Source organism: Paracoccus denitrificans, assembly GCF_900100045.1.
GTDB lineage: Bacteria > Pseudomonadota > Alphaproteobacteria > Rhodobacterales > Rhodobacteraceae > Paracoccus > Paracoccus denitrificans.
In genome coordinates this window covers 117,593-128,626 of record NZ_FNEA01000016.1, presented here as the reverse complement: position 1 = coordinate 128,626, position 11,034 = coordinate 117,593, and the positions used below count along the sequence as shown (strand labels likewise).

At 67.0% G+C, this 11,034-nt stretch carries 10 protein-coding genes; 1 reads left to right on the top strand and 9 read right to left on the bottom strand.

The genetic code is table 11. The features are described 5' to 3' along the window. From BLT64_RS15470 to BLT64_RS15460, 3 genes are all read right to left on the bottom strand, one after another. Window positions 1-360, bottom strand: a 360-nt coding sequence (locus BLT64_RS15470) for a thiamine pyrophosphate-binding protein (protein ID WP_254777241.1), incomplete at its 3' end; no start/stop codon positions are given. 12 nt (window positions 361-372) lie between these two features. Beyond that, window positions 373-2,013: a GMC family oxidoreductase gene (locus BLT64_RS15465; RefSeq protein WP_011750504.1), complete on the bottom strand. Its 1,641-nt coding sequence runs from the start codon at window positions 2,011-2,013 to the stop codon at window positions 373-375. Window positions 2,014-2,101: 88 nt separating this feature from the next. After that, window positions 2,102-3,409 (bottom strand): MFS transporter, encoded by a 1,308-nt coding sequence (locus tag BLT64_RS15460; RefSeq protein WP_011750505.1) that lies wholly within the window; start codon window positions 3,407-3,409, stop codon window positions 2,102-2,104. A 223-nt stretch (window positions 3,410-3,632) separates the two neighbouring features. Between BLT64_RS15460 and BLT64_RS15455 the strand changes: the two genes are divergently transcribed. After that, window positions 3,633-4,397 (top strand): IclR family transcriptional regulator, encoded by a 765-nt coding sequence (locus BLT64_RS15455; protein WP_011750506.1) that lies wholly within the window; start codon window positions 3,633-3,635, stop codon window positions 4,395-4,397. A gap of 145 nt (window positions 4,398-4,542) precedes the next feature. Here the strand turns inward: BLT64_RS15455 and BLT64_RS15450 are convergent, their stop codons facing one another. From BLT64_RS15450 to BLT64_RS15425, 6 genes are all read right to left on the bottom strand, one after another. After that, window positions 4,543-5,493 (bottom strand): ABC transporter ATP-binding protein, encoded by a 951-nt coding sequence (locus BLT64_RS15450; protein ID WP_011750507.1) that lies wholly within the window; start codon window positions 5,491-5,493, stop codon window positions 4,543-4,545. Then, on the bottom strand, window positions 5,490-6,482 hold the full coding sequence (locus tag BLT64_RS15445; protein WP_011750508.1) for an ABC transporter ATP-binding protein: 993 nt from the start codon (window positions 6,480-6,482) through the stop codon (window positions 5,490-5,492). Before BLT64_RS15445 ends, BLT64_RS15450 begins: the two co-directional genes overlap by 4 nt. A 3-nt stretch (window positions 6,483-6,485) precedes the next feature. After that, entirely contained in the window at window positions 6,486-7,319 is an 834-nt protein-coding gene (locus tag BLT64_RS15440; protein WP_041530461.1) for an ABC transporter permease, read from the bottom strand. 48 nt (window positions 7,320-7,367) lie between these two features. Beyond that, window positions 7,368-8,339 (bottom strand): ABC transporter permease, encoded by a 972-nt coding sequence (locus tag BLT64_RS15435; protein ID WP_011750510.1) that lies wholly within the window; start codon window positions 8,337-8,339, stop codon window positions 7,368-7,370. An 18-nt stretch (window positions 8,340-8,357) separates the two neighbouring features. Then, window positions 8,358-9,950, bottom strand: coding sequence for an ABC transporter substrate-binding protein (locus BLT64_RS15430; protein WP_011750511.1), 1,593 nt, complete (start codon window positions 9,948-9,950; stop codon window positions 8,358-8,360). A gap of 105 nt (window positions 9,951-10,055) precedes the next feature. Continuing rightward, window positions 10,056-11,000, bottom strand: coding sequence for a LysR family transcriptional regulator (locus BLT64_RS15425; RefSeq protein ID WP_011750512.1), 945 nt, complete (start codon window positions 10,998-11,000; stop codon window positions 10,056-10,058). Window positions 11,001-11,034: the final 34 nt, after the last annotated feature.

The window sequence follows — 11,034 nt, the reverse complement described above, 5'->3', positions numbered from 1 at the left end:
GAAGATGCGCATCTGCTCCATCTCCTGGAAACCGCCCTGCCCGATGGTCCGGTTCGCCGCCTGCGGCGTCACCAGAAGCAAGGGCGTGTGGTTCCAGTAGGCCGTCTTGACCGGCGTCACGAACCCCGTCACCCCGGGACCGTTCTGCGCGATCGCCATCGACATCCGCCCCGTCGAGCGCGTGAAACCGTCCGCCATCATCCCGGCATTCGTCTCATGCGCACAGTCCCAGAACGTGATCCCGGCCCGCGGAAACAGGTCCGAAACAGGCATCATCGCAGAGCCGATAATGCCAAAGGCATGCTCGATCCCGTGCAATTGAAGGGTTTTGACAAAAGACTCCTCAGTCGTCATCTTCATGGATTCTTCCTTTCAAGCGGCTTTGGTGGTGTCGGCGCCGCCTTCGGTGCGGCGGTCCTCGAGGACCAGGCGCGCCAGCTTGGCGCCGATCATCATGGCCGGGGCATTGGTGTTGCCCGAGACGATCTCGGGCATGATCGAGCAATCGGCCACCCGCAGGCCGCGAATGCCCCGCACCCGCAGGCGCGGATCGACCACGGCGCGCGCATCCGCGCCCATGCGGCAGGTGCCGGTCGGATGGTAGATCGTGGTCGAGTTCATCCGCGCCCAGTCCAGGATCTCGTCATGGCCCTGCACGTCGGCGGTCGGGCGGAATTCCTCGGAAATGGCGGATTTCAGCGGCTCGGTGCGGGCGAGCTTGCGGGCGATCTCGATCCCCGCGACCAGGGTGTCGCAATCGGTCTGCGTCGCGAGGTAGTTCGGCGCGATCACCGGCACGGCCGAGGGATCGGCCGAGCGCAGCGTGATCGTGCCGCGGCTTTCCGGCCGCAACTGGCAGACCGATTGCGTGAAGGCCGAAAACGGATGCACGCCCTCGCCCGGGCTGTCGGCGGACCAGGGCTGGATGTGGAACTGGATGTCGGGCGTCGCGAGCCCCGGCCGGGTGCGCAGGAAGCCGAAGACCAGGCTGGCCGCCATGGTCATCGGTCCGGTGCGGAAGAGCGCATATTCCAGCCCGATCCTGGCCTTGTTGACGAGGCTGCGCACCTCGTCGTTCAGCGTCGCCTCGCGGCATTTGAACACCAGCCGCGCCTGCAGGTGGTCCTGCAGGTTGCGGCCCACCTCGGGGGAATGGTGCTGCACGGCGATGCCCAGGTCGCGCAGGTGATCCGCGTCGCCCACCCCCGAGAGCATCAGGATCTGCGGCGAGCCGATGGCGCCGGCGCACAGGATCACTTCGCGCGCGGCGCGGATCACCTCCCGGCTGCCGTCGGGGCGCTGGATCTCGACCCCGGTGGCGCGGCCCTGCTCGATCACGATGCGGCGGACAAGCGAACGGGTGACGACCTGCAGGTTCTGCCGGTGGCGGATCGGACGCAGGAAGGCCACCGCCGCCGAGCAGCGCCGCCCCTTGTCCACCGTCAACTGGAAATGGCCGACGCCGTCCTGCACCGGGCCGTTGTAATCGGGGTTATAGGGGATGCCGTTGGCCTTGGCGGCCTCGATCCACAATTCGCAGATGCGGCGGCGCAGGCGCGGGTCCGAGACCTGCAGGGCGCCATGCATGCCGCGCCCCTCGCCCTCGCCGCGCTGGAAGGTTTCCAACTCCTCGAACAGCGGGCCGACCTCGCGCCAGGACCAGCCGTCGTTGCCCATCTGCGCCCAGCGGTCGTAATCCTCGCGCTGGCCGCGGACGTAGAGCAGCCCGTTCAGCGAGGACGAGCCGCCCAGCACCTTGCCGCGCGGCCAGTGCAGCGAACGGCCGGCCAGCCCCGGATCGGGCTCGGTCTCGTAGCACCAGTCGAAGCGGGGGTTGTGCATGGTCTGGAAATAGCCGACCGGGATGTGGATCCAGGGGCTGCTGTCGCGATTGCCTGCCTCGAGCAGTGTGACCCGCACGGCCGGATCGGCCGAAAGCCGGTTGGCGACGACGCAACCCGCCGAACCAGCCCCGACGACGATGTAATCCGGCACGTTTGCTTCATGGCTCATGATCTTGATCCTTATGGGACGATGCGCGCCCCGACATCCTGAGGGGGTTTCCGGGCGACCCGCGAGGTGCAGGCCGCCCGGCTGGCGGTCAGCGGCGCTCGCGCCGGCCGATGAGCATGGCGCAAACCATCGAGACCAGCCCGGCAAAGACCACATAGGTGCAAAGCCAGAAGGGGTCGTTGTCGTTCGCCGCCATCAGCCAGGTCGCGATCATCGGCGTGATCCCCGAGGCGAAGATGCCCGAGAACTGGTAGACGAAGGACACGCCGGTATAGCGCACGCTGGGATCGAACAGGTCCGAGAACAGCGCGGCCTCGGGGCCGTAGCACATCGGGTAGACCACGCCGAAGGGCAGCACGATGCCCAGCACCACCAGCAAGGGATCGCCCGAGGACATCAGCGCAAAGGCCGGGAACACGCTCAGCGCCAGCAGGGCCGAGCCCATCGCATAGGTCCGCGGACGCCCGATCCTGTCCGAAAGCCGGCCGAAGAACGGGATGCAGAACACCATCACGATGGCCGCGCCCGACACCGTCCACAGCGCGAAGGACCGCTCCAGCCCCACATATTGCGTGAGGTAGAGGATCGAGAACACCGCAAAGACGTTGAAGAACACGCCGTCGATATAGCGCGCGCCCATGCCCAGCGTGACGTTGCCCGGATAGCGCTTGATCATGTCCACGAAGGGCAGGCCCTGGTCCTTGGCCCGCGATTCCGCCTTGGCCTTCTTGAACTCGGGGCTTTCGCCGATATTGCTGCGGATCCAGGTGCCCAGCACGACCAGCACGATCGAGGCGATGAAGGCGGTGCGCCAGCCCCAGGCCATGAAGGCCTCGTCCGGCAGCATGGTCAAGAGCGCCATCACGCCCGAGGCCATGAACAGCCCCAGCGACAGGCCGATCTGCGGGATCGAGGCATAGAAGCCGCGCTTGTGCTCGGGCGCGAATTCATAGGCCATCAGCACCGCGCCGCCCCATTCGCCGCCGATGCCGATGCCCTGGGCCACCCGCAACACCAGAAGCAGGATCGGCGCCAGGATGCCGATCTGGTCGTAGGTGGGCAAAAGGCCGATCAGCACGGTGGCGCCACCCATCAGCAGCAGCGTCAGGACCAGCATGGTCTTGCGGCCGATGCGGTCGCCGAAATGGCCGAAGACCAGCCCGCCCAGCGGGCGGGCGACAAAGCCCACGGCGAAGGTCGCATAGGCCAGCAGCACCGAGATCGTCGGGTCGTCCGCCGGAAAATACAGCTTGTTGAAGACGATCCCGGCCACGACGCCGTAAAGAAAGAAATCGTACCATTCGATGGTCGATCCGACCAGGCTTGCGAACACGACCTTTTTGACATCGTGTTCCCGGCCGCCAAACGCGTTGGCGCCGGCGGTGGTTACCGCCATGACATCCTCCCTGATGCTGAGACGTTGCTTCGATTCTCAATCGTCTGCCCGGCGAGTCCTCCTCTCGCCGATGAGCGGAGGTTGCCTCAGCCTGCCGATTCATGTCAAAGCATTTTTGGTAGTAATACTCTCATTTTCGATTGTTCATATCTTGATCCGGGCGGTTGGAGCCACGCTTGCAGCGATGTAGAGTCGGACCGGGAACCGATGGAAAAGCACGATCATGACGAGTATTCAGGACAAGCCCTCCCTGCCGCCGAGCTTTCGGAATCTTCAGATTCTTGAGGTTCTTGCCAGCGAAGGGCGGCCCCTGACGGCGACCGAGATCAACGCCGCGCTGGGGCTGCCGGTGCCGACCATCCACCGGCTGGTCGGCAACCTGGAAGCCGAGGGTTTCCTGAGCCGCCATATCGACGGGCGCAGCTATCAGCCGGGGCCGAAACTGCGGCAGATGATGCAGGGGGTGATCCGCTTCTGGCATCAGAACCTGCCGCAGCGCGACGTGCTGATTCGGCTGAACCAGCGCCTGGGCGAGACCTGCAACCTGTCGATCCCCGACGGCGATGCGATGCTTTACGTCGACCGGGTCGAGACGCATTGGCCCTTGCGGATCCAGCTTCACGTCGGCTCGCGCGTGCCGCTGCATGCCACGGCGGCGGGCAAGCTGTGCCTGTCGCTGATCAACGACGGCAAGCTTGAACGCTATCTGAAACGCGCCCATCTGACGGCTCATACCGGGCAGACGATCACCGACCCGGACAGGCTGCGCGAGGCGCTGCGCCAGATCCGGCAGCAGGGTTATTCGACGGATTCCGAGGAATTCGTGCCCGGAATGATCGCCGTGGCCGTGCCCGTGCTGGACCGCTCGGGCCAGTTGGTCGCGACGGTGTCCTTTCACGCCCCGGTCCAACGGCTGACCCTGGCCGAAGGGCTGAAGCACCTGCCCGACCTGCGCGCCGCCGCCGAAGAGTTGACGCAGCTGATATAGGCGATCCGGGCCGCTGACAGGCAGGGGTGGCCATGTCTTGACCGCCCCGCACCGGATCGACAGGGCGCGGCATACCATCCCGACGTGATCGAGGCGGCGGGACCTGCCCGGCCCTGGCAGGCCCCCTTTCCGTTCCGGCCGGTCGCTAGGCCAGATGGCAGGCGACCGCCTGTCCGGGGGCAAGCTCGCGCAGGGTCGGCATCCGCCGGCGGCAACCCTCGACCGCGAGCGGACAGCGCGAGGCGAAGCGGCAGCCTTTCGGCAGGTTCACCGGGCTGGGCGGATCGCCCTGCAACCGCGCGCCGCCGCCCCTGCGCCGATGCTCGGGCGCCAGCGAGGGCGCGGCGGCGATCAGCGCCTGCGTATAGGGATGGCGCGGCGCAGCAAAGATCTGCGCGGCGGGCGCCTTTTCCACGATCTGGCCCAGATACATCACCGCGATCTCGTCGCAGACATGGCGCACGACGCCAAGGTCGTGGCTGATGAACAGATAGGTCAGCCCGGTTTCGCGCTGCAAGCGGCGGATCAGGTTCAGGACCTGCGCCTGCACCGCCACGTCCAGCGCCGAGACCGGCTCGTCAAAGACGATCAGGTCGGGCCTGGTCGCCAAGGCCCGCGCCAGCCCGATCCGTTGCCGCTGCCCGCCCGAGAACTGGTGCGGGTAAAGCGATTTCAGCTCGGGCCGCAACCCGACCTGGGCCAGCAATTCCTCGACCCGCGCGTCGCGGCCCGATGGCTCGCCCAGGCCCAGCAGGTCCATGGGCTGGCGGATGATCCGCCCGACCCGGTCGCGCGGGTTCAGCGACGAGAACGGGTCCTGGAACACCATCTGGAAGCGCGGCCGGGTGCGGCGCAACTCCTCGCCCTCGATGCGGCTGATCGGCGTGCCGTCCAGGTCGATCTCGCCGCCGGTGATCGGGGCCAGCCGCATGACGGCCAGCGCCGTGGTGGTCTTGCCCGAGCCGGATTCGCCGACGATGCCCAGCGTCCGGCCGCGCCGGATGTCGAAGCTGACGCCATCGACGGCATGGACCGTGCCGCCATGCGCAGTCGGGAAATGCACCTTGAGGTCGCGGACGGAAAGAAGCTGGTTCATGCCGAGACCTCGCCGGATTCTAGCTGGATGCAGGCGGCCGAGTGATCCCCGGACATGGCGACATGGCGGGGTTGGGCGGCAAGGCAGGCATCGACGGCCAGCGCGCAGCGCGGCGCGAAGGCGCAGCCCCGGCCCAGGTCGGTCAGCGCCGGCACGATGCCGGGGATCTCGGGCAGGTCGGCGTCGGGGTCGGCATCGACGCGCGGAATGCTGGCCAAAAGGCCCCGGGTATAGGGATGGCCGGGATTGTCCAGCACCGCATCGGCCGGGCCGCGTTCGATGATGCGGCCGGCATACATCACCGCGACCTTGTCGGCCATTTCCGCCACCGCGCCCATGTCATGGGTGATCAGGACGATGGCGGTGCCGGTCTGCTGGCGCAACTCGTCCAGCAGGCCGAAGATCTGCGCCTGCACGGTCACGTCCAGCGCCGTCGTCGGCTCGTCCGCGATCAGAAGCTTCGGCTCGCAGGACAGCGCCATGGCGATCATCACCCGCTGGCGCATGCCGCCGGACAGCTGGTGGGGATAAGCTCGGGCGCGCAGCTCCGGCTCGGGGATGCCGACGGCGCGCAGCATCTCGACCGCGCGGGCGAAGGCGGCCTTGGGGCTGGCCTTCTGGTGCAGGCGCACCGCCTCGGCGATCTGCTCGCCGCAGGTGAAGACCGGATTGAGCGAGGTCATCGGCTCCTGGAAGATCATGGCGATATCGCCGCCGCGGATCCTGCGCAGCTCGGACTGGCGCAGTCTGGTCAGGTCGCGGCCCTGGAACAGGATGCTGCCGCCCACTACCTTGCCGGGGGGCGAGGGGATCAGGCCAAGGATCGACAGCGCGGTCATGCTCTTGCCGCAGCCGGATTCGCCGACGATGGCCAGAAGCTCGCCCGGGGCGACGCTGAAGGACACGTCGTCCAGCACATGGGCCACGCCGCGGCGGGTGGCGAAATCGACCTTGAGGTTGCGGATGTCCAGAACGGGTTCGGTCACCATGGTTCAGCGCTCCCTCATCCGGGGGTTGAAGGCGTCGTTCAGCCCGTCGCCGACCAGGCTGACGCCCAGCACGGTCAGGAAGATCATCGCCCCGGGCAGCGTCACCACCCACCAGGCGTCCAGCAGGTATTCGCGCCCCGAACCGATCATCAGCCCCCAGGACATGACGTTGGGGTCCGACAGGCCCAGGAAGCTGAGCCCGGCCTCGAACAGGATGGCCATACCGATGGTCAGCGTGGCAGAAACGATCAGCGGCGGCAGGGCGTTGGGCAGGATCACGCGCCAGATGATGTTGCCGTCGCCCGCACCGATGGCGCGCATGGCGCTGACATATTCCAGCGTGCGGATGCGGCGGAATTCCGAGCGGGTCAGCCGCGCGGTCTGCGGCCAGCTGACGATGCCGATGGCCAGCGCCACGTTGACCAGCGTCGGCTGGAACAGCGTGACGACCACCATGGCGAACAGCAGCGGCGGCAGCACCTGGAAGAATTCGGTCACGCGCATCAGCATGTCGTCGACGATGCCGCCGTAGAAACCGGCATAGGCGCCGATCACCACCCCGATCAGCATGGTGATCGCTGCTGCGGCAAAGCCCACGGCCAGCGTGGCGCTGCCGCCCTCGATCAGCCCGGCCAGGATGTCGCGGCCAAGGTTGTCGGTGCCCAGCGGGATCGTCGCCTCTTCGCCCGGCGGCGTCAGCGGCGCCCAGACGATCTCGAACGGATCGACCTGGTAGAGAAAGGGGCCGGCAAAGGTCATCAGGATGACCAGCCCCAGCAGCAGCAGGCCCAGCATGGCCGAGGGGCTGCGGCGAAAGATGTCCCAGGCTTCGGCCATGGGACCGCGGGCGGCTGGAACCGTGGTTCTGGCGGGCGCGGTCATGTCTCAGCGACCTCCGGCAAGGCGCGGGTCCAGCAGACGCGAGACGAAGTCGGTCAGCAGGTTCGCGATGATGACGATCAGGGTGGAGAAGAACAGGATACCCAGCACGGTCGGATAGTCGCGCGCCAGGATCGACTGGAAGGCCAGCGTGCCCAGGCCCGGCCAGCTGAACACCGTCTCGACCAGCACCGCACCCGAGATGATGGCGCCGAACTGCATGCCCGCGACGGTCACGACCGGCAGCAGCGCGTTGCGGAATGCGTGGCGGCCAAAGACCTGCCGCTCGCCGACGCCCTTGGCGCGGGCGGTGCGGATATAGTCCGCCCCCAGCACCTCCAGCATTGAGGCGCGGGTCAGCCGGCTGTATTGCGCCAGGTAGACCAGCCCCAGCGTCAGCGCCGGCAGCACCAGGTGATGGGCGATGTCCAGCGCCCGGACCAGCGGGCCGCCCTGCTTCACCACGTCGATCATGCCGGCGATGGGGAACAGCGGGATGGTGGCCCCGAACAGGATCACCAGCATCAGCCCGGTCCAGAACACCGGCGCCGAATAGCCGACCAGCGACAGCACCGTGACCAGCGCCGAAGCGATGCCGCGCGGATTGCGCGAGGCGAGCATGCCCAGCCGCGTGCCGAGGATCATCGCGAAACCCAGCGCCGTCGCCACCAGAAGCAGCGTCGGGCCCAGCCGCGACAGGATCAGGTCGACCACCGGGCGATTGTAGAAATAGGACATGCCCAGGTCGCCCTGCAGCGCGCGGCCCAGATACAGCGCCAACTGGGTCGGCAGCGGCTTGTCGAGCCCGTATTGCTGGCGGATCGCGGCCATGACTTCGGCGCTCGCGCCGCCCATCTCGCCGGCGATGACCTCGGCCGGATCGCCGGGGGCCAGCTGGATCAGCAGGAAGTTCAGGACAAGCACGGCAAGGATCAGGGCGGCTGCATAAAGCAGCTGCCGCAGGATACGTCGATACATCGGGATTGCCTCCGCCGGTTACTGCTTCAGCCAGACCTCATCCATCGGCCCCATCGCGCCCCAGATCGAGACGGGCGGGTTCTGCACGGCCTGCGACCAGACCGTGTGATAGGGCACCTCGTTGATGAAATGGATCGGGATGTCGGTGGTGATCTGCTTGAACGCCTGCGCGTAAAGCTCCTTGCGCCTGGCCAGGTCGGGCTCGACCCCGGCTTCGTTCAAGAGCTTGTCCACGTCCTCGTTGCAATATTGCTGGGTGTTGGACCAGATGATCCCCTCGCGGATGTTCGAGCACAGATAGGTCCGGTTCACCCCGATCACCGGATCGCCCCAGTTGAAGACCTGGTCCATGGTCATGTCGAAGTCGTAGGAGGCCACGCGCTGCGCCCAGGTCGGGAAATCGGGCGAGGCGCGCACGGTGACCTCGACCCCCGCCTTGGCCAGCGCCGCCTTGACATATTCGGCGATGGCGCGCTGCTGTTCTTCGTTGTCGGGGATGTAGTCGATGCGCAGCTTCAGCGTCTCGCCCCCCTCGCCGAAGCCCGCCTCGGCCAGCAGGGCCTTGGCCTTGTCCAGGTCGAAATCGTAGCGCTCGACCTCCTCGGTATAGAAGGGGCTGCCCTGCACAACCGGCTCGACCGCGGGCTTGGACAGGCCGGAATGCAGCGCCTTGGTGACGAAGTCGCGGTCGATGGCGTGGGCGACGGCCTGGCGCACGCGCACATCCGACAGCGCCGGGCTCTTGGTGTTGAAGGCCAGCCAGTTCACCGGCCCGATCCCGGCATAGCCCTGGTCGGTCACGGTCATGGCGCCGGACTTCTCCAGCCGCCGGATCAGCCGGGTCGAGTCGAGCAGCGGGAAAAGCTGCGCTTCGCCCGATTCCAGCGCCAGCACGCCGGAATTGGCGTCCTGGTATTGCCGGATCACGATGCGGTCCAGATAGGGCCTCCCCTCCAGGAAAAAGCCGTCATGCCGCTCCAGGATGATGTGCTGGCCCGGCTCGAACGCGGTCACCTTGAACGGGCCCGAGCCCACGGGCAGGTTGTTCTTGGGGTTCGACTTGATGTCCTGCCCGTCGTCGAAGACATGCTTCGGCAGGATCGGCGTCAGCGCCGAGGACAGCACCAGCAGGATCGCCGGATGCGGCTGCTTCATGCGGATGACCACGGTCTGCGGATCGGGCGCCTCGAAAGCCTCGACCGGCTCCAGCATGCTGGAGAAGGGATGGTTCTCCTTGACCACGCCCAGCGACCAGACCACGTCCTCGGCGGTGATCGGCTGGCCGTCGTGGAAGGTCGCGCCGCTGCGCAGCGTCAGGGTCAGCACCTTGCTGTCGTCGCTGAATTCCCAGCTTTCGGCCAGGTAGGGCTGCGGCTCGAAATCCTCGCCATAGCGCAGCAGCGTGGCGAAGATCTGCGCCGCCGGCACGCCGGTCGCGATGCCCGATTGCACGGCGGCATTCAGGTGGCGCGGCTTTTGCACCGAGGCCACGACCAGCGTGCCGCCCGTCTGCGCCTCTTGCGCGGAAAGCGAGGGGGCGGTGCCGAGCGCGGTCAGGGCGACCGCGCCGGCCAGCAGGAACCGGCGGGAAAAGGCGGGGATGGGGGTCATCTGGATCTCCTGTTGGGCGCGCGCCGAATTCTGTGGTGACGCTGCGTCCTTATGGATCGGCCATGGGCGGCCTTTGCGGCAAATGCATTTTTGCGCCCGAATTCCTCAGAAATCCTGTGGAAGATAGGGCCGCACGAAGGCGCGGTCGAATTCGCCACGCATCGCCTGCATCTCGCAAGTGGCGATGATCGCTTCGCAAACCGGCGTCAGCTGCACGTCGCGCCGGGTCAGCACCCCGGCGCGCGGCGCGTCATGTTCGCCGGCCAGCGGCAGCCGCACCAGGTCGCCGCGGGCATAGGTCTGCTTGCTCATCGGGCGGATGTTGAAGATGCCGTAGCACATGCCGGCCGCGATCAGCGCCCGCATCATGTCGGTCGAGCGCGCCGAATAGACCACGTTCGGCTTGAGCCCGCGCGTCGCGAACAGGTCCATCAGGTAGCGCCGCGACAGGTCCAGGTCCAGCACCACCAGCGGCTCGGGGGCAAGCTGTTCCAGCGTGACGAATCGCCCGCTGGCCAGCGGATGCGTCGCCGGCAGCGCAGCATGGGGATGGCCGACGAAAAGCGGCAGGAAGCGATAGGCCAGTTCGTTGACCAGCCCGTAGCAAAAGGCGAAATCGGCATTGCCGCTGTCCACGGCGCGGACGACCTCTTCCCAGTTGCCCTCCATCACCTCGATCATCAGGTTCGGATAGCGCTCGCGCACCTCGGACAGGATGGTCGGCAGCAGGATCGGCGCCAGCGGCGTGAAGCAGGCGATCCGGGCGGTGCCGTCGATGCGTTGCTCCAGATCGGCGATCTTGCCGTCGAAACGCGCCTGCGCCACCAGCAGCAACCGGATTTCGTCGATGATCCTGCGCCCGAAACTGGTCGCCGCGATCCCGCGCGAGGGGACGCGCGCAAAGACCGGCTGGCCCAGCTGCGCCTCGATATGGTCGATGGCCGCGGCGATGGACGAGGGCGAAACCGCCAGCGCCTCGGCCGCAGCGGTGATCGACTGGTGGCGCTCGGCCGCCTCGATATAGCGCAGGTGTTTCAGGGTGTAATGCATCGGACCCTCAGGAAAATAGCGGAAATCCCCCGTA

What these genes read in the sequence shown, in the direction of transcription:
- BLT64_RS15465 (WP_011750504.1), bottom strand. Translation starts at nt 2,013, where the DNA reads ATGAGCCATGAAGCAAACGTGCCGGATTACATCGTCGTCGGGGCTGGT.
- BLT64_RS15460 (WP_011750505.1), bottom strand. Translation starts at nt 3,409, where the DNA reads ATGGCGGTAACCACCGCCGGCGCCAACGCGTTTGGCGGCCGGGAACAC.
- BLT64_RS15455 (WP_011750506.1), top strand. Translation starts at nt 3,633, where the DNA reads ATGACGAGTATTCAGGACAAGCCCTCCCTGCCGCCGAGCTTTCGGAAT.
- BLT64_RS15450 (WP_011750507.1), bottom strand. Translation starts at nt 5,493, where the DNA reads ATGAACCAGCTTCTTTCCGTCCGCGACCTCAAGGTGCATTTCCCGACT.
- BLT64_RS15445 (WP_011750508.1), bottom strand. Translation starts at nt 6,482, where the DNA reads ATGGTGACCGAACCCGTTCTGGACATCCGCAACCTCAAGGTCGATTTC.
- BLT64_RS15440 (WP_041530461.1), bottom strand. Translation starts at nt 7,319, where the DNA reads ATGGCCGAAGCCTGGGACATCTTTCGCCGCAGCCCCTCGGCCATGCTG.
- BLT64_RS15435 (WP_011750510.1), bottom strand. Translation starts at nt 8,339, where the DNA reads ATGTATCGACGTATCCTGCGGCAGCTGCTTTATGCAGCCGCCCTGATC.
- BLT64_RS15430 (WP_011750511.1), bottom strand. Translation starts at nt 9,950, where the DNA reads ATGACCCCCATCCCCGCCTTTTCCCGCCGGTTCCTGCTGGCCGGCGCG.
- BLT64_RS15425 (WP_011750512.1), bottom strand. Translation starts at nt 11,000, where the DNA reads ATGCATTACACCCTGAAACACCTGCGCTATATCGAGGCGGCCGAGCGC.